Here is a 16,782-nt window from a genome sequence, read left to right as displayed (position 1 = left end):
TCATGTTTACTGCGGGTTCGATGACAGGGAGCTTTCACTTGACGCACCGAGAATAATTGTGATTGCAAGGAAGGTTTGAACATATCCTCCAGTTAGATGTGGAGTTTGAGAATCCCCTTCCTCAGGAAGAAGCATAACGGTACCCCCACAAGAAAGGCCACCACGCAGAATCCGTAAACCTCGATGCCAGAGAACAGGCCGTAGAGCGGATTCCAGCTCAGAGGGAAGAGCGGCTTTATATCCGTATAAAGAAAAGAATCAAGGACTATATGGAGCCAGATCCCGCTCAGCGCAGTGATTCTGAGCTTCCTGGTGTTCACCTCTTTTCCAAACTGGCTGTAGAAGACGGCCATACCTTCCGCCAGAATCAGAGCAACAAGCGCTCCTCCGAGGAATGTGTGGAAGAAGCCGTGGAGGGGGTAGCCGCAACGCAGGTCTAAATCGTAGGTCATCACGAGGAAGGGCTCAAAGTCCACAATTACGTTGGCAATCATGAAAGTCAAGAAATCCAGATACCCAAAGAACGCCGCAAACAGCAACGCCGGACCAAGATGGAAGGGAGTGAACGGCATGCTTGAAAATTCATCAGAAAATTTATAGTTTTTGCCTTGGTTATCCTGTGAAAGCAATTGCAGGCGATTTCAATGAAATCAAAACTCTACCGCCTCCACCTGCTCACGGCTTCGCTCAGAGTGGCCGGGGATGCCATAGAGACCGTTGCCCTACCCTGGAGCATCCTGAACGCCACGGGCTCACTGATAAGCATAGGTGGCTATGCGCTCTTCACCCACCTGCCATGGGTTATCCTGCCACCCATCCTCGGCCGAACCCTCGACAGAACGGTCAAAAAGGTGAGGCTGGCCTTTCTCGCGCTCATCCTTCAGGCTTTCCTGGCAGTTCTCATAATTCCGCTCTCCTCAAACGTCTGGGCCTTCTATCTCATCGTCTCGGGGATTTCGGCTTTGGACATCCTTCACCGATACTACGGCTTTTCGCTGGTTGCCTCGATGACCCTCCACGAGTCCGAACTCCAGAGGCTCAACGCGACCAAGGAGACCGTTGGTGAGGCCACTTCACTCCTCGCGTATCCACTCGCGGGTTTTCTCGCCTACCGCTTCGGAATATGGAGCATGCTGATAGATGCAGCCCTCTTACTCATCGGTGCGCTCGCGCTGGTTCCGTACCTCAACGTTGATGTGAAGCGGGAAAAAGAGACGGAAGAAAGGGCCAAACCAGTTGAAATCAGCAGAAAGCTCGTCATTGGCTTCATGGTAACTCTCCTGCTCTTCAACTTCGCCCTCGGCTCCTTCAGGATATTCGTCTTCTCATCGCTCAGGGCCCTGGAAAAGGGAGAGGTGATATACGGCTTACTTCAGTCGCTGACGACGGTGGGGAGTTTGGTGGCCGTTCTGGGAATCACCTACTTTGCCCACAGAAGGGAACTGGGTATCAGAAGGCCACTCTTAGCTGGTATGCTGCTCCAGAGCTTCGCCCTCATCCTCGTTGGTCTCCCCAAAGTTGCGGCGCTTCTACCGGCGGTCTTCGTCCTGGGCCTCGGCGGTGCCTTCCTCAACGTCTCCTTCGACAGCCTCTTCCAGAAGGTCTTTCCGCTTGATAGACTGGGGACGTTCAGGGGAATCTTCGACGCCCTCGCAACGCTCGTCATTCCAATTTCACAGATACTCTTTGCGTGGCTGATTGAGAGGGGTCTCTCCCCACTGGGCCTCTCCTCTGGGGCATTTCTCATAGCACTCGTGGCGTTGGCTTTTCTCCAGCTCAGCCTGAGAGCGATTGAGCTAGGTTGAAAAGTCTCTCCGCCTCGGCGTCAGTGAGGTTCTCTACCCCTCCATTCTGCAGTATGGAGGACAACTCCTCAGATAGTTCATTGAAGATTCTCACATCCTTGGAAACCTTCTCTCTGGGATCCGGGCTGTTTACAGCCGTTGAGAAGTAGCTTTCCAGATTGCCACCCGCCACGTAGAGGTTCCAGTACTTATTCTCCCCCGTGAGCTCGTAGAGCGAAAAAGATGCCCCGCTCAGCTCCCAGGCGCAGTAAGTGTAGCGGCTCAGCCTTTCCCTTAGAACATCATCGCTCACGTTGTTTTCGAGCATCGTTTCAAGGGCAGCCATGTCCGAAAGGCAGAAAATGGCCATGGTGGAGGCTTGAAAGATGCCCCCCTTCGCGTTCTCCACGTCGTTTCTCTCCCCGTGGTAGAGGTAGCCGAGGGTGGTTGAGAGAATCAGAAGAACCGCAATGACAAGGGAACAGACCCTCTGCATTAACACCACCAGTCGTAATAACGAAAGGTGCTTAAAAGGTTTTCCTTAAGATGTCTCCGGTGAAACGAAACTATGGAGCCGTTCATCCGCGAAGCCAGACCTGAAGATAAGCCATTCATTGAGGAGATAGCAAGGCTCACGTGGGGCGGAGAGGACTATTTAGCGAAAGTTTTCGATGACTGGGTTAAAGACGGCAACTTCTACGTCCTGGAGCTGGACGGCAGGGTCATCGGCACTGCAAAGCTGACGCTCCTTCCAAACCGCGTTGGCTGGCTTGAGGGCCTGCGCGTTCATCCCGATTACAGGGGCAGGGCTACGGAAGGCTCCTCCACAGCTTTATGCTCGAACTCGGTGAGAGGCTTGCCGAGGAAGGGAAAATAGAGGCCCTCGAGTTCTCCACCTACTTCCTCAACAAGGAAAGCATAGCTATGGCAAAGAAGGACGGCTTCTCAGTCCTCGCCAGGTTCTACGTTCTCGGCGCCAAAGCCGAGGATTTCGATCGAGAGGAACCGACCCATTCGGAGCTGACCTACGAGGACTTAACGCTCGGAATAATCCCGCTCGGCTGGAAGTTTCTCCACAGGAGCGAGGAAACGTTAGAATGGCTCAGGAAGAGGGCGGAGGTTTACGAAGTAGATGGCTTCAAGTTCATAGTCCCCAGAGGAGGAACGACCTTCACTCCGCTCTCAACTGGGCTTGCCTGCATAAGGACGATGCTTCCAGCCATGGCCTACGTTGCGAAGGAGAGGGGCGAATGGTTTGACATCATGCTCCTAGGCGGGATGAATCCCGTCCTCCCAGGTCTAATGGGGCTCGGCCTCAAGCTCTGGGATGAGACTGAAGATCCCAATGTACTGGTGTTCAGGAAAGGATTTTAAAGCTTTAAAGCTCAGAGCGAATCTGGAGGAGGCCCATGGAGATAGTTCGCCTTACTGAGGAGTACCTTGGAGACTTTCAGGGCCTGTACATCGAGTTCTTCCGCGAGCTGAGGGGAAAGCAGGGGTGGAACCCACACGCCGAGCAGGAATACAAAGCGGAGGCTACTTATTACTTCAAGCGGGGGGACATCATCTTCCTTGCCGTCGAAGATGATAAGTGTGCCGGCTTCATCAGAGTTTCCTCGCGAGAAGGAAGCTTTTGGGTCGAGGAGATATACGTCAGGCCTGAGTTTAGGGGGCACGGAATCGGAAGGAAGCTCGTCAAAAAGGTCGAGCAAGAGGTTCTCAAGTGGGACAGCTCGCTCTACCTCTTCGTTCTTCCCCAGGACAAGGATGCAGTAGCCTTCTGGAAGAGGCTCGGCTACGATACAATAAACACGATTGAGCTTGTCAAGGATCTGGAGCCAACACCGAGGGATGAGGGCTTCCATACGGTCGAGCTCTTGGGCGAGAGGTTCAGGATTTTTGAATAGAGGGGTGAAAGATTCACGGAGGGAGAGCACCAGTTTATGGAGCTCCTTGAGATGTTCTACAAGAAGGGAGGAACTAAAGAGGAGTTCCTGAGAATCGTGAACGAGGCCCTTAAAAAGTGGTTGGAGTCGCGTGGCGATGAAGATGATCGTAAAACTCCTTGAGAGTGAGGAAGAAAGGAAAGTCTGCCTTGAAATCGTCAGAGCCCTTCCCGAGTGGTTCAACGAGGCCGGGCTTAGGGCGATGGAGCGCGACCTTGAAAGGGAAAGAACCTTCCTCGCGGTTGAAGGGAGCAAAATCCTCGGGTTCATCACCCTCAAGCCGCTGAACGAGAAGGCCCTCGAAATCCTCTGGATGGCCGTGAAGCGTGAGAAGCGAGAGAAAGGAATAGGCTCGGAACTGCTGGCCTTCATTGAGGGATGGGCGCTTGAGAAAGGCTTCGAAGTTCTCGTAGTGAAAACCTCAGGCGATCTATCTTACAAGCCCTACGATGAAACGAGGAAGTTCTACGAAAAGAGAGGTTTTGTCAGGGTTGCTTTAATAGACCCCTATCCAGAATGGGGCGAGCCGGCTCTGATTTACGTGAAGTGTTTGAGGAGTTAATAGCTGAGCCTTTTGGATAGATTTTCCAGAGTCTCGACATCCTGCAGGGTTAGCTCATCAACTTGCCTTGCCTGTTCTATAAACCCCTCGATGACAACTGAGATGGAGTTAAGGATGTTCATATTTTTCTCGAGGGACTCCTTGAGTCTATCTGGATGAGTGTATAGGGTGTGGAAAAAGCTCTCAAGATTAGCCGCAAAGACGCCTAGGGTGTAGTATTTATCGTCACCGGTTAGAGAGTACAGACCAAAGGCAGAGCGTTGGAGCGTTATGGCGCAGCTTTCATAGAGTCTCACTCTCTCTTTGATCACGTCATCCGAAGCGTTGCCATCGAGCATCGTCCTAAGGGAGGAAACTTCCGAGAGACAGAGAAGGTTCAATTCAGATATCATCTCTAGATGTGAGATGGCCGACTTCGTTTTCTTTTCAGTCTCATACCCTATGTAAGACGAGAAAAGAGATAAAATGACGAGTGCCACGATGACAAATGCCAGCACATTCTTCAAGGCATCCACCAAAGGAATTCAACATAAAGACTTTAAAACACTTTCTACTTAACCCGATAGAAACTTTCAGAAGTTTAAAGAGAGCATCCTTAAAGTGCCAGTGAGTAGCTGCAGAGGTGTTCCTATGCGCTGGGGCGAGATTCCGCGAGATGCCAAAGCCTACATGCTCTACCACACAATCATCGCACCCCAGCTCATAGTCTGGATTCTTCTGCCCCTCTATATGATGTACTCCGGCTACTCCGTCCTCGAGGTCGGGGCGTTCTTTACGGCCGTTAACATCATCGCGATCCCGCTTACATATCTCCTCGGCAGGGCGTTCAACAGATGGGACATCAAGAAAGGGCTGATGGTGATTGACGCCCTCGACGGAATAGCCTACATCCTCTACGGCTTTGCCAGAGGTGCAATAGCTCCGGTCATGTTCTTTGCGGGAAGAACAGTCGAGAAGCTCTCGACGGTGCTTTACCCTCTCTACCGTGCCTATGAGCAGATTATCTACCCGGAGGACAGGTACGAAGAAATCTTCGCTTGGCACCTGCGCCTGCCCGAAATCAGCAGGCTGGTAACCTTCCCGATCCTCGGCTACCTCTTCGGCTACGTCTGGAGCTCAGCAGACCACTACCGTTTAGCGTTCCTCTTCTTCGGCCTGCTTTCGATACCGACCATCGCCTACATCTGGCTCTTCCTTCCGTCGGCCGGCAGGGAGGAGAGAATAACCCCTGAGGGCTTCACTTTCAAGGCCGGCGAGTTCAAGCTCCTGCTGGCCTTTGAAGCGCTGCTGACTCTGGCGTGGTCCCTCGCGCCTGAGCTGGTGCTCATCAACTACGTCGTCTTTGTGCTCCACAAGACAGTCTTCGAGGTAACGCTGATAGCCTGCGCGAGCAGTCTGGCCTCGATAATTGGAACCTACGCCAGCGAGAGAGTTCCGAAGGGGAAGGGCTTTCAGGCGATAGGCCTTGGAATGTTCCTCAACGCGGTCTATGCCCTCGTCATGGCGCTCTCGCCGCCATTCTGGCTGGCCCTGGTTGTTTATGCGATGGGGGACTTCGGGAATACGCTCTGGTTCCCGTTCTACCGCTCGTGGCAGTTCTCGCTGATTCCGAAGGAAAGGGCTAGCGAGTTCCACGCAGCCATATCGAGCTACAACAGGCTAATTGGCCTCGTCACGCCATTCATCGCCGGCGCACTGGCGAGCGTACACGCGACACTGCCCTATGCAGCCAGCTTAGTTCTGTTCCTCTTAGCTGGGGTACTTTTCGTTAGAGGGGAAGCCTTTAGAAAGGCGAAGGTAAGAAGCAGCCTCCAGTGAGGGATGGAAAATGAAGAAGGTCGCGGTAATAGACATCGAGGGGACTTTAACAGACTTCGAGTTCTGGAGGGAGATGGCCAGAATAACCGGAAAACGGGAGATAGGGGAGCTTCTTGAAAAGGGCCTCTCCGGGGAGGTGGAGTGGCTGGATTCCCTCCTCAAACGGGTGGAGCTCATAAGAGGTATCGACGAGGGGACGTTCCTCAGGACGAGGGAGAAGGTGAACGTGAGTCCTGAGGCGAGAGAGCTCGTTGAAACGCTCAGGGAGAAGGGCTTTAAGGTGGTTCTCATCAGCGGTTCCTTTGAGGAAGTCCTTGAACCGTTTAAGAGGCTCGGAGACGAGATCATAGCCAACAGGGCAATCTTTGAGGACGGAAAGTTCCAGGGAATAAGGCTGAGATTCCGGGATAAAGGGGAGTTCCTCGAAAGATTAAGAGACTGTTTTATCCTCGCTATGGGAGACGGTTACGCGGACGCCAAGATGTTCGAGAGGGCCGACGTGGGAATAGCGGTGGGCAGGAGCGTCCCAGGGGCGGATCTTCTGGTGAAAGACCTGAAAGAGCTGGTAGATTTCATAAAGAATCTAAAGCCTTAGTTCTCAGCCGCCAGCCGTTGATATTGAATCCTCCCATTCTCTCGAAGATGTGCGTTATGACTCTCTCCAGATTTTCAGCCTTGCTTCTCTCAAGAGCATTCAGGAACAATCCCACGAACTTCCTATCTGGGAATTCCTCAAACATGTACGCTTTTCTGAACCCTTCGTCCCTGAAAAGGCAGTAAACTTTGCTCGCTGGAGGAATTTCAACACCCAAAAACTTCGAATAAACCTCAAGAGCTCTGTTGAGGGCCAGGTTGTAGAGATAGCCAGAGCTGGGATCGTTCCTGTCTTCAGCGTCCTTCAGACTGTCGAGCATGTCCCAGAGGGAGTACTTAGCTACTTCCACCCAGGTCTCATCGGGCCGTTCAAAGGATCTCTTCATGTATTCCAGCGCTTCCGCCTTTAGAACCTCAGCTATTCCTGTCTTGTCAAAGAGCACTTTCCCAATTACTATAATCCTCGCGGTGGCCCGGCTGTTCTGGGCAAACTCCTTCTCAAAATAGTGCCTGATCTGTCTTGCTGGATTTGCGAAGTACTCGATTAAAGTCCCGTCTATAACGACGTTTCCTCTCTCCCTCCATCCAACGTCTTCAGAGAGCACGATGTAAAGTCTACATCGGAGTATCTGGTCTGTAGCCCAACTGCATAACTTCCAGTTAGCAAAGCGGCCTCAACGAAGTCCTTAATTTTCCAGTCCTCAATGAACTTTTCCAAAGCGAGATGCCAGTCTGTCTCCATACCGATCTCTCCTAGTTCAAAGTAAAGAGATACAAGGCTTCTAAAATTCGGGAATCCTTATTGGCGCCTGCAGTTCTTTCTCCGAGTTTTCAAGATTTGTGGCGAGCATCTTTATCCTTTCAACACCCTTGATTTCCTTTATGAACTCGGCGACGCTCTTCGGCACGAGCTCCTCCCAAGGCTCGCCATTCATCATGCGCTTTCTTATCTCAGTTGCCGAGAGGATGTCCTTCCTGAACATGGGTTGTACTATGACCTCGTATCCCCGCTCACGGAAGAGCTGAGCGACAAGAGAGTTTCCAGTGAAGACGACGTCAAATCTTGGAACCATGCTCTGGACGTAGGTTGACCAGATGGCGTTGAAGTTGATGTCCGGTAGCGGAATCAGGTAGTAGCGCTTCTCCAGACCCGCCTCGTCCAGAGCCCTTATGAGCATCTCCATCCTTTCGCTCGTCGTGAAGGGGTTCTTGAGTGTGTGGCTGGCCTGAGCGCTGCCGATGCCTATTATTACCTCGTCCACCTGCGAGAAAACAAACTCAAGGGCCTTTATGTGCCCGTTGTGAACCGGTTGGAAACGGCCGACGAACAGACCACGCTTCGGCATTTTAATCACCTCTCATTGAACCAACCTCACCCTCACCTCATCCCCAACCTTCAGCCCGAGCCTTTCAGCAGCAGAACCCTGGTTGACGGCTATCTCGAGGTAGTCGTGACTTCCGGGCAAAGCCAGAAGCTCACCGGGCTTTACCAGGCCATAGGTTTCGAGGTAAGGAATGAGTAACTCAAAGTCGATGAGCTCAACGGCCTTTGGCCTTCCGTAGTCCTCAAGGTTGAGTATGACGTTCCCGAAGTCGTCTATGTAGATTACCTTGAGCTTCCAGATTTCGCCTTCTTTTTTGGGCTCGACCTCAAGCCTAATTAAGCTTTCCAGGGGAATCTCTCGACCGAGCTCTTCTGGGGAATGCCCAGCATCCAGCAGGGCTCCAGCAGGCCCGAAGATGTCCCGTCCATGGAAGGTCGAGCTTATCCTCCAGCCAGTAAAGCGCTTTATCTTCCCAAAGTCTATTTCGTAGACTGCTCTCGGTTTTATGTGCTTCATGGGGAGTGTTGCCAATCCATTGTCGGGGACAACCAGAAACTGCTCACCCTCTATAATGATAGCCCTCCTGCTCGTCCCGACACCAGGATCAATCACTCCAACGTGGACGGTGCCTTTAGGCGAATACTTGACAACCTGCTCCATGACAAAGGAGCCTTCTATAATTGAGTGCCTCGTTACTGAGTGGGTTACGTCAACGAGCACTGCCCCGGGGTTGACCCTGAGCATTGCCACCTTCATCTCGCCGACGTAGGGCCCCTTCAAACCGAAATCTGTCGTCAGCGTTATCACTGCCACCACCCAAACTTTATTAACGTCAGTGCTTAAGAGACTTTGGAAGATGGTTATGAGGAAAGGCCCCGTGGTGATTCTCCTGGTCCTCCTGGTGCTGGTTTCAGGCTGCCTCTTCAAGCCACCGGCCGAGGTCAGATTCTCGGTTGACAAGACCCTGGCAAGGCCTGGTGGAACGCTCCATGTGATGGTCTTCGTAAACAACACCGGAAAAGTCGGCCTAACGGGAGCAACCCTTGTCCTAGGTGATGACAACTTCCAGATACTCCAAGAGCCGAAGTTTCCCGATGTCCTGAAGGTTGGAGACAGCGTTCAGCTCGTCTGGATCCTGAGGGCACCCATGAAGCCGGGCGTTTACAACCTCAAACTCTCCTTAGAGCTGACTGATGAACTCAAACGCTCTTGGACAGGCTTCTACGGACAGTTCAGGATAACAGTCTCGAACGAGGCCGGTCCACCTGACGAGCTCAAACTCAACGTGGAAGCCCCAACAACTCTGAAAGGAGGGGAAACGGCCAGGATAACCGTCACAATCGAGAACACCCTCGAGGTTCCGGTTGAGCTCCGCGATATAAGCTTCAACCTCCTCGACGGGATGAGGCTCATCAGCGCCAATGCCCTTCCCGACACAATAGATGGCAATGGGAAGATTAGACTGAGCTATACCGTCAGCGTGCCCTACGCATACAGGGACGGTTACGTCTCGGTAATACTCAAGTATGCAATCAGCGGGGCAGAGGGCAGCGTGGTGAAGAGTGTGCCCCTTAAAGTAGTGTGGACGCCCTGGAACGAGAGCAACGAGACCCTGAAAGAGGCATATGGACTCAAATACCACTGGATAACCGACGAGTACATAGTTGACGGCTACTGGGCAGAGCGCTACAACTCAATGCCGGCTTTCAAGGGAAGCGAGCTGAGGGACATGACTCTCAAGATCATCGGAAACGCCGAGTCAGAGTTCCATGCAGTGAAAGCCATCTACGACTGGATGATGAGGACGTACTCATTCGGAGACACAACCTCAACCCTCGAGCCGTCCAAGATACTCCAGCAGGATAGGATAAGCTACGCTGAGGCACAGATACTTATGACTGCCATGCTGCGCTCCGTTGATGTCCCTGCCAGGGTTATAACTCTCTCCAATGGCACGGACTGCACGCTGAGGCCGATGACAGAGTTCTACACCGCCGACGGCTGGTACATAGTTGACATCAGGCACGGCTTCGTGGGTTCTCTCGATGAGTACCTGGCGAGTCCCTACTTCCCCAAGCTCTATCAGCTTGTGACGCGTGACGGTTATCGTATAGTCGCTCAAGCCCCAGAGACGCTCGAGGGCCATGAGCATGTGGACGTTACCGGGGACTTCCTAGCCAATCTGGAGGACAGGCTTCTCAGGATTGTCACAGAGAGACTCAAACCAGAGCTCCGTTCCAAGCTAATGCTCGTGATGAGCAACCTCGACGAGAACGAGAGGCTTTACGCCCTCTTCCTCTTCGCCTCGGCTCCAAATGAAGAGGACCTCAACAGAATCATCGCGGAGTACCGCACGGGTAAGATAGAGCAAGACGTAAAAACCATGTACGAGTTCTACAAGAACATGGCCTGGGGAGACGACTTCACAAAGTACTGGAGAATATTCGCGGGGGAGGTCGGATGATAGCCGTGCTTCGCCTTGGACACAGACCGGAGAGGGATAAAAGGATAACCACACATGTGGCCTTAACAGCTAGAGCCTTCGGGGCAGATAAAATAATAATCGCGGCTGAGCTCGACGAGCACGTTAAGGATAGCGTAGAGGACGTCGTTGAGAGGTGGGGCGGGCCCTTTGAGATAGAGTTCAACCCGAGCTGGAAAAAAGTGATGCGCGAGTGGAAAGAGATGGGCGGAATAATAGCCCATCTGACCATGTACGGTATTCACATCGATGATGCCGTTCCGAAGATTAAGGAAGAACTGAAATCGGGAAGAGACATTATGGTGATCGTCGGCGCCGAGAAGGTGCCAAAAGAAGTTTACGAAATGGCCGACTACAACGTGGCCGTCGGAAACCAGCCCCACAGCGAGGTGGCTGCTTTAGCAGTCTTCCTCGACAGACTTCTCAATGGTGCTGGCCTGAGGAAGGAGTTCCAGAACGCAAGGCTCAAGATAATACCCCAGGAGAAGGGCAAGAAAGTGGTAGAGCTGGGGGAGTAAGGCATGGTGCTCAACAGGTACAGGGCCAACGTCAAAGGCTTCCTTGAGGCCATCGTAAGGCCGCTCGCAAAAGCTGGGGTTACACCGAATCAGATAACCTTCGTTGGGCTTTTGATAAGTTTAATCGGCGCCTACTTCTTCTACCGCGGCGAGCAGTTTATAGCCGCCCTCGTCCTTCTCGTTGGTTCTCTCATTGATGCACTCGACGGAACTCTCGCCAGAATGACGGGCAAGACGAGCAAGTTTGGAGCATTCCTAGATTCAACCTTTGACAGGATAAGCGATGGAGCCGTGCTCTTCGGAATAGCCCTCGGAAACCTTGTTGACTGGAGGATAGCTTTTATTGCCTTCATGGGGAGCTATCTCGTCAGTTACGAGCGCTGCAGGGCCGAGCTTGCCGGCTCCGGAACTTTGGCGGTGGGAATAGCGGAGAGGGCAGAAAGACTCCTCATACTTATAATCACCGCCCTGTTCGGATACGTGGAGTACGGCGTCTACACCGTCGCCGTTCTGACATGGATAACAGTTCTCCAGAGGATGTGGGAGGCCTACAAAAGATTGAAGTGAAAAGAAGGGGGAATGACGAGAATTTCGCTAGCTGAAACGCGCTTTGCACTGGATGATGAGCCCTGCCGTTGCCGACCCCTTTCTCATTTCTCGAGCATGCCCCTGGCTATCTCGACGACCTCTCCAAGCTTTGAGACGACAAAATCGCAGTTCTCCCAGAGCTCACGCTTTGTCCCACTCGGGTCGAGCAGGACGCTAATCATGCCGACGCTTTTCGCTCCGACGCAGTCCTTTGCCGGATTATCGCCGACGTAAATGGCCTCCTCGGCTTTAACTCCCGCCTTCTCCAGGGCAAGCTGGAAGGGCCTAGGATGAGGCTTGTAGTAGCCAGCGTCCTCGCTGGTCGTTATGCTGTCGAAGAGCTCGTAGATGCCGAGAGCCTTAAGGTGAGCCTCGATGTAGTCGTTGTCGGAGTCGGTTATAATGCCAACATGGAGGCCAAGGTCTTTCAGGGCCTTGATTGTCTCAACGGCATCGTCGAAGAGTTTTCCGTATTTTTCGTGCATGGCGATGCTTATCTCCCAGAAATCCTCGGGAACGGAGAAGCCGTAGCGCTCGGCAACCTTCCGCATGGCCTCGGTGTCGACATCCCTTATCTTAACGTAGGGCTTTCCGGCGAGCTCCTTGAAGAGGGCCGAGCTTTCAGCCTCGTACTCCCCCCAGACTTTAACGACGTCCAAATCTTCCCTGCCGGCCCTTCTGAGAACATCTCCAACGATGTGCTGGTGGGTTACGTTTTCCCCTTCCTTCGTTATGAGCGTGCCAACGAAGTCGAAGAAGACCGCCCTGAGCATCTTTACCACCGTAGGAACTTAGGGAGGGACGTTAAAACCGTTCCCTTGGCACAACGACAACTTTTGATCGAAAAGTTTTCATGAACTTGCCTTGATGACAGAAAAACTTTGGAAAGGCTTTTATCAATGGGCAGAGCACAAAGGGGAAAGGGAAGGAGGTGAGCAAAATCGAAGCAATACTCCTCGTCTGGGGTGTCCGGGACGAGGTTTTAGAGAAGCTCCCCGTCGAAGGCTACTGGCTCTACGGGGAGTACGACTTCATAGCGAAGGTGGAGTTCATGAGCGAGAAGGAAGCCGAGGAGTTTGAGAGGAAGCTTAGAAGGCTTATTCACGGAGGAACCTTCAAGCTCATTCCGGTAAAGCTCTCCGCCGTCAAGAACAGTGAAGGAGAAGGAGTTAAAGTGAGCATGCTCGAGAGCGTCAGAGCTTCGGCCCCATGAGGCCCCTCTTTTTCAGCTCTTCGTAGGCCCTCCTCAACGCGTCTCTTATCAGATAGCGCTTGTTCAAACCTCCAAGCCTGTATGCGGCTTTCCTCAGACTGCCCGCCTGAAGGAAGAGCTCGATGAGCTTTCTGTCCCCCTCAGGAAGGTCGAGGTGCTTCAGGGCCATCTCAGCTATCTCAATCGGCAGGTTCCCCTCGTAGGCGTAGTCAGATGAGGTAACCGGCCTATCAAAGCGCTCAACGATGCGGAATACTATCACGTGGGCCTTTGAGTCATCGTTCACGTACCTGTAGTGCTCCTTCAAAGCTTTAATCAGCTCTTCCCTGCTTGAAAATCCGTCGAGAAAAGCGTCCTCATCTGTGAGTTCCCCAACTGTCTTGCTTTCGACCCTCTCGATTACGGCCTTTGCTATAGCGTAGCCACCTGAGTGGATGAGCACTTCGTCGCCGGACTGGAGGTTCGGCTTCCTGCCCAACCTCACTGTGGCTATTTTCTTGCCCTTGAGGATTAAATCGGCGTATTTGCCGTCGAACTCAAGGTGCTTCATGACTCACCCCTCGCCGATCAGCTTGAACCTTATGGCTATTACCCCATACCTGTTCTCCTTCCACTTGGGGTACATGTTGTGGAACCTCTTAAGGGCCCTTTCAAAGCTCGGCTCGTCGGGGAATATCTTCTTAATCGGCTCCTCGCGGAGAACCTGTCTGAACGTCTCGTAGCGTTTCACTCCCGTAACAACGGCAGGAACTTCGTTGTTGAAGAGTATCTTATCACCCGGTTTTATGTTCCTCAGCTGGGGATATGCCACCCTAACCTCTATTCTCTTCTCTCCGGACTTGATGTAGTCGAGGTATTCGTCTCTCACGCGAAGTCTGTAAACCTTCATTTTCACCACGCTTTCATTTTTCGCTCCGCTTAAAAGCTTAGCCGATGGAAACTTTTAAATCCTTTAGCGCCGCAGATAGTTTAGGTGTGAGAGATGATGAGAAAAGCTCAGAGCGCGATTGAGTACCTTTTCATGCTGGCCGCTGTGCTCGTGCTCGTAGTTATGGCGGCTAGGATCGTGCTCAACGGAACGAAGAACCTCAACGAGGCGATATCTAATTACACCACTCAGGTCAGGAAGCAGATTCTCGAAGACCTCTGAGGTGAAATTATGGACCATGTTCCCCTCATTCTGGGGCTGGTTATAGGAGTCGTTACCTCGTACACTGATATGAAGACCGGCTTTATCGATGACCTCCATGTCCTTCCAATAACTGGTCTAGGTATAGTTTACTACCTCTACAGGGGTTTCTTCGTCGAGCACAACACTATGCTTGCAATCTCAGGACTTATCGGCTTTTTCATCGGGCTTATCCTGGGCCTTGTTCTATACTTCCTCGGCGCCTGGGCAAGCGGAGACGTTGTAATACTGGCGGGTTTCTCCGCCCTGCTGCCATATCCCCCATCAACGGCCTCCCTAATCCCACCATATGCCCTGAACTATCCGCTCTACCCCATCTCCATACTCCTCAACAGCATCATTGCGATATTCCCCTTCATATTCCTCTACTCCCTTGGAGTGCTGATTGTCAGGAAAAAGTTCGCCGAGCTGAGGGAGATACTCACCAGTGGAGCAAAGCTCACAGCTGAGGTGGCACTCTGGATAACCGCGGCGCTGGGATTGCAGATAGTCCTCTACGAGACTACTGGAATAGCGCTTGGCGGCATCCTCGGGTGGCTGACAACCGTTGTCATCATAATTCTCCTCGGAAAGGCAGGGAAAATCGGAAACGTACTCGGGTTCATCGTCCTCGGCTACCTCATCTACCTCGACCCAGAAAAGGCTCTCTGGGTCTTCGTCAGACTGCTCGCAGTGATATACCTCTTTAAGGTGTTCCTCTCGACCGTAAAGTTCATGCGCACCGAGGTTCTCATGGAGGAAGTTCCAGTTGAGAAGCTGGAGGAGTGGGACGTTCTGGGCGAGACAATATTCGAGAAGGACGGAAGGATTGGAAGGGACAGAACGGATCCATTCACGCGCATGAAAATCGCCATCATGACGGCCAACCTCGAACTGCTCAAACCTGACTACGGCAGGATAATAGCGTCACCCACCGCAGAGGGGCTGAAGAAGGAGCAGATTGAGGAGCTCAAGCGCCTTGTTGAGGAAGGGAAGCTTGAAAACAGCTTTTTAAGGAAAAAGACCATGCCATTTGCCCCCGCACTCTTCATCGGCTTCCTGATATCCTACTTCTGGGGCGACATCTTCTGGTGGATACAGCTCAAAATAGCCGGGCTTTAGTAATGCTTTTTAACTCCTCGCCGAACCCTCTATCGGCCCGGCTGCCCGCCCTCTCCGCTGAGAAGTGAAGCGGGGGTTCCGGTCGGGCCGACAGGGGGATGACGAGCTTTTGCTTTGCTGAAGCCGCGCGGCGTCGTGATGACCACGCCCTTCACCGACCCCGGGAAAAGCATAGAAAATCAGTCAAGGAGTCCCTTGATGATCTCCATGACCTCATGCAGACTCTCGACGTTGTGGTCTCCCTCAACTCCCTCGTGCGGGTTTATGGCGATGCTGACATCCGCAACGCTGAACATGCTGAGGTCATTGTAGCCGTCGCCGACTGCTACCGTCAGCTCAGGATTGAGCTCCCTCTTGAGGTTCTCCAGAATTTTTCCCTTGCTCTGGAAATCCACGGCAGGATTTACCTCCCCCGTAATAACCCCGTTCTCGTCAAAAATCAGCTCGTTGGCAAAGACATAGTCAACGCCAAGCTCGCTGGCTATCCTCCTCGCAAGGCACATCAGTCCGCTGCTTAGTATTGCTATTTTGAAATTATTCTTCCTCAGAAATTCAATGAGCTCCCATGCACCATCCATGTACTCCACGGAGTTAGCCCACTCCATTATCTCCTCCTTTGTATGGCCCTTCCAAAGCAAAGCGTCGAGCTCTGCCCATGTTGCGTAGTCAAACTCCCCAGCGAAGAAGCGCTCAGCATACTCCTTACCCTTATCCCAGGTTCCAAACTTCTTGTGAAGCTCCACCCAGCTTGAGACGGATTTGACCAGCGTTCCCTCAAGGTCAAAGGCAATCAGTCTCACCATGATACCACCAGAGGAAAAACTCATCACGACTTAAAAGCCTACTCCTTCCAGCCGTGCTCCCCGATGAGGGGCACAAAGGCAACTCCACCGTGCCGCTTGACCTTCACGCTTCCGTCCTTAAGCTTTATTACCTCGTACAACTCCTGCCAAAGGTGGTAGCTTCCGACGGGGATTATGAGCTTTCCTCCAGGCTTGAGCTGTTCAACGAGAGGTTCTGGGACATTTGGTGCTCCAGCGGCGACCATTATCCTGTCATAGGGCGCTTTAGGTGGGAAACCTTTGGTGCCATCGCCGATGATGACGTGAACCCTATCGGCATAGCCGGCTTTTTCAAGATTTTTCCTCGCGAACTCGAGGAGCTCCGGAATCCTCTCGACGGTATAGACGTCAGTCTTAACAAGCTCCGCTGTCAAAGCCGCGTTCCAGCCGCTTCCAGTACCTACATCAAGAACGTTCATACCTTCCTCAAGTTCGGCAAGCTCGAGCATTATCGCGACCATGTGGGGGGCGCTTATCGTCTGACCGCCAGGAATGGGAAGCGGTTCGTCAACGTGCGCCCACCTTTTATGCTCAGGAAGAACGAAGAGATACCTCGGGACCTTCAGAAAAGCCTGTCTGACCTTTTCGCTCCGGATTATGCCCTCCCTAACGAGGACTTCAACAGTCCTCTCCCACTTTCGATATAGTTCATCACTCATGGATAAAAATACTCCCTTATAGATATAACGTTTGCGAAGAAGCAAGGAATAGTGGCCGGCGGCGTCCCCGGTTTCCCGCCCCCTCTCGGAGGGCAGTACACCCGGGATCGCTGGCGGGCTTAACTTCCGGGGTCGAAACGAGACCGGGTGTGACCCCGCCG

The 16,782-nt window shown here is 52.6% G+C and carries 24 protein-coding genes, 1 rRNA gene and 1 pseudogene; 13 read left to right on the top strand and 13 right to left on the bottom strand.

Features of this window, described 5'->3' with window-relative positions; genetic code table 11:
- Window positions 1-92 precede the first annotated feature (92 nt).
- Entirely contained in the window at window positions 93-572 is a 480-nt protein-coding gene (locus E3E32_RS00120; RefSeq protein WP_167729676.1) for a hypothetical protein, read from the bottom strand.
- Between the two features lie 72 nt (window positions 573-644).
- Between E3E32_RS00120 and E3E32_RS00115 the strand changes: the two genes are divergently transcribed.
- Window positions 645-1,805, top strand: a complete 1,161-nt coding sequence (locus E3E32_RS00115) for an MFS transporter (RefSeq protein WP_167729675.1) — start codon at window positions 645-647, stop codon at window positions 1,803-1,805.
- Here the strand turns inward: E3E32_RS00115 and E3E32_RS00110 are convergent.
- Complete coding sequence (locus E3E32_RS00110) at window positions 1,777-2,280, bottom strand: hypothetical protein (protein ID WP_167730835.1); 504 nt, start codon at window positions 2,278-2,280, stop codon at window positions 1,777-1,779. The two genes, E3E32_RS00115 and E3E32_RS00110, sit on opposite strands and share 29 nt — an antisense overlap.
- 72 nt (window positions 2,281-2,352) lie before the next feature.
- Between E3E32_RS00110 and E3E32_RS00105 the strand changes: the two are divergent.
- From E3E32_RS00105 to E3E32_RS00095, 4 genes and pseudogenes are all read left to right on the top strand, one after another.
- Window positions 2,353-3,158, top strand: a pseudogene (locus E3E32_RS00105) (GNAT family N-acetyltransferase).
- A gap of 35 nt (window positions 3,159-3,193) precedes the next feature.
- On the top strand, window positions 3,194-3,691 hold the full coding sequence (locus E3E32_RS00100) for a GNAT family N-acetyltransferase (protein ID WP_240910530.1): 498 nt from the start codon (window positions 3,194-3,196) through the stop codon (window positions 3,689-3,691).
- A 36-nt stretch (window positions 3,692-3,727) separates the two neighbouring features.
- Window positions 3,728-3,853, top strand: a complete 126-nt coding sequence (locus E3E32_RS10155; protein ID WP_255453200.1) for a hypothetical protein — start codon at window positions 3,728-3,730, stop codon at window positions 3,851-3,853.
- The gene (locus tag E3E32_RS00095) at window positions 3,828-4,292 is read left to right on the top strand and encodes a GNAT family N-acetyltransferase (protein WP_240910529.1); all 465 of its coding nucleotides are present in this window, start codon (window positions 3,828-3,830) and stop codon (window positions 4,290-4,292) included. Before E3E32_RS10155 ends, E3E32_RS00095 begins: the two co-directional genes overlap by 26 nt.
- Here the strand turns inward: E3E32_RS00095 and E3E32_RS00090 are convergent.
- Window positions 4,289-4,807, bottom strand: a complete 519-nt coding sequence (locus E3E32_RS00090; protein ID WP_167729674.1) for a hypothetical protein — start codon at window positions 4,805-4,807, stop codon at window positions 4,289-4,291. The two genes, E3E32_RS00095 and E3E32_RS00090, sit on opposite strands and share 4 nt — an antisense overlap.
- A gap of 115 nt (window positions 4,808-4,922) precedes the next feature.
- On the opposite strand from E3E32_RS00090, the gene E3E32_RS00085 reads away from it, so the two are divergent.
- Together E3E32_RS00085 and E3E32_RS00080 are read left to right on the top strand one after the other, a co-directional pair.
- Window positions 4,923-6,110 (top strand): MFS transporter, encoded by a 1,188-nt coding sequence (locus E3E32_RS00085; protein ID WP_167729673.1) that lies wholly within the window; start codon window positions 4,923-4,925, stop codon window positions 6,108-6,110.
- Window positions 6,111-6,120: 10 nt separating this feature from the next.
- A complete protein-coding gene (locus E3E32_RS00080) occupies window positions 6,121-6,705 on the top strand; it encodes an HAD family phosphatase (RefSeq protein WP_167729672.1) in 585 nt (194 codons plus the stop codon).
- Here E3E32_RS00080 and E3E32_RS00075 read toward each other — a convergent pair.
- Genes E3E32_RS00075 through E3E32_RS00065 form a run of 4 tightly spaced genes read right to left on the bottom strand, consistent with a single transcriptional unit; the run spans window position 6,683 to window position 8,836 of the window.
- Window positions 6,683-7,309, bottom strand: coding sequence for a nucleotidyltransferase (locus tag E3E32_RS00075; protein ID WP_240910528.1), 627 nt, complete (start codon window positions 7,307-7,309; stop codon window positions 6,683-6,685). The genes E3E32_RS00080 and E3E32_RS00075 overlap by 23 nt on opposite strands.
- Complete coding sequence (locus E3E32_RS10220) at window positions 7,261-7,446, bottom strand: nucleotidyltransferase domain-containing protein (RefSeq protein ID WP_370456340.1); 186 nt, start codon at window positions 7,444-7,446, stop codon at window positions 7,261-7,263. Before E3E32_RS10220 ends, E3E32_RS00075 begins: the two co-directional genes overlap by 49 nt.
- Window positions 7,447-7,486: 40 nt before the next feature.
- Window positions 7,487-8,050: a nicotinamide-nucleotide adenylyltransferase gene (locus tag E3E32_RS00070; protein WP_167729671.1), complete on the bottom strand. Its 564-nt coding sequence runs from the start codon at window positions 8,048-8,050 to the stop codon at window positions 7,487-7,489.
- A 12-nt stretch (window positions 8,051-8,062) separates the two neighbouring features.
- Complete coding sequence (locus E3E32_RS00065; RefSeq protein ID WP_167730833.1) at window positions 8,063-8,836, bottom strand: S-adenosyl-l-methionine hydroxide adenosyltransferase family protein; 774 nt, start codon at window positions 8,834-8,836, stop codon at window positions 8,063-8,065.
- Between the two features lie 49 nt (window positions 8,837-8,885).
- On the opposite strand from E3E32_RS00065, the gene E3E32_RS00060 reads away from it, so the two are divergent.
- From E3E32_RS00060 to pgsA, 3 genes are read left to right on the top strand one after another with little or no spacing between them, the layout of a single operon-like run.
- Window positions 8,886-10,493: a transglutaminase-like domain-containing protein gene (locus tag E3E32_RS00060; RefSeq protein ID WP_167729670.1), complete on the top strand. Its 1,608-nt coding sequence runs from the start codon at window positions 8,886-8,888 to the stop codon at window positions 10,491-10,493.
- Entirely contained in the window at window positions 10,490-11,029 is a 540-nt protein-coding gene (locus E3E32_RS00055; protein ID WP_167729669.1) for a tRNA (cytidine(56)-2'-O)-methyltransferase, read from the top strand. Before E3E32_RS00060 ends, E3E32_RS00055 begins: the two co-directional genes overlap by 4 nt.
- A gap of 3 nt (window positions 11,030-11,032) precedes the next feature.
- Window positions 11,033-11,596 carry an archaetidylinositol phosphate synthase gene (gene pgsA / locus E3E32_RS00050; RefSeq protein ID WP_167729668.1) on the top strand — a complete coding sequence of 188 codons (564 nt, stop codon included), beginning with the start codon at window positions 11,033-11,035 and terminating at the stop codon, window positions 11,594-11,596.
- Window positions 11,597-11,679: 83 nt separating this feature from the next.
- On the opposite strand, the gene E3E32_RS00045 is transcribed toward pgsA, so the two are convergent.
- Window positions 11,680-12,390 (bottom strand): TIGR02253 family HAD-type hydrolase, encoded by a 711-nt coding sequence (locus E3E32_RS00045; RefSeq protein ID WP_167730832.1) that lies wholly within the window; start codon window positions 12,388-12,390, stop codon window positions 11,680-11,682.
- 158 nt (window positions 12,391-12,548) lie between these two features.
- On the opposite strand from E3E32_RS00045, the gene E3E32_RS00040 reads away from it, so the two are divergent.
- On the top strand, window positions 12,549-12,830 hold the full coding sequence (locus E3E32_RS00040; protein WP_167729667.1) for a hypothetical protein: 282 nt from the start codon (window positions 12,549-12,551) through the stop codon (window positions 12,828-12,830).
- Here the strand turns inward: E3E32_RS00040 and E3E32_RS00035 are convergent.
- Window positions 12,811-13,380, bottom strand: a complete 570-nt coding sequence (locus E3E32_RS00035; RefSeq protein WP_167729666.1) for an ASCH domain-containing protein — start codon at window positions 13,378-13,380, stop codon at window positions 12,811-12,813. The genes E3E32_RS00040 and E3E32_RS00035 overlap by 20 nt on opposite strands.
- 3 nt (window positions 13,381-13,383) lie before the next feature.
- A complete protein-coding gene (locus tag E3E32_RS00030; protein ID WP_167730831.1) occupies window positions 13,384-13,719 on the bottom strand; it encodes an ASCH domain-containing protein in 336 nt (111 codons plus the stop codon).
- Window positions 13,720-13,812: 93 nt separating this feature from the next.
- Here E3E32_RS00030 and E3E32_RS00025 point away from each other — a divergent pair, with 93 nt between their 5' ends.
- Entirely contained in the window at window positions 13,813-13,980 is a 168-nt protein-coding gene (locus tag E3E32_RS00025; protein ID WP_167729665.1) for a class III signal peptide-containing protein, read from the top strand.
- Between the two features lie 9 nt (window positions 13,981-13,989).
- Entirely contained in the window at window positions 13,990-15,120 is a 1,131-nt protein-coding gene (locus E3E32_RS00020) for an A24 family peptidase C-terminal domain-containing protein (protein WP_167729664.1), read from the top strand.
- 179 nt (window positions 15,121-15,299) lie between these two features.
- Here the strand turns inward: E3E32_RS00020 and E3E32_RS00015 are convergent, their stop codons facing one another.
- The 3 genes from E3E32_RS00015 to rrf all read right to left on the bottom strand — a co-directional run.
- The gene (locus E3E32_RS00015; protein ID WP_167729663.1) at window positions 15,300-15,923 is read right to left on the bottom strand and encodes an HAD-IB family phosphatase; all 624 of its coding nucleotides are present in this window, start codon (window positions 15,921-15,923) and stop codon (window positions 15,300-15,302) included.
- A 38-nt stretch (window positions 15,924-15,961) separates the two neighbouring features.
- A complete protein-coding gene (locus E3E32_RS00010; protein WP_167729662.1) occupies window positions 15,962-16,621 on the bottom strand; it encodes a protein-L-isoaspartate(D-aspartate) O-methyltransferase in 660 nt (219 codons plus the stop codon).
- A gap of 53 nt (window positions 16,622-16,674) precedes the next feature.
- Window positions 16,675-16,782 (bottom strand): 5S ribosomal RNA (gene rrf / locus E3E32_RS00005); the annotation flags it as partial.

It is taken from the genome of Thermococcus sp. GR6, assembly GCF_012027415.1.
Classification (GTDB): Archaea; Methanobacteriota_B; Thermococci; order Thermococcales; family Thermococcaceae; genus Thermococcus; species Thermococcus onnurineus.
This window is presented reverse-complemented; position numbering and strand designations above follow the sequence as displayed.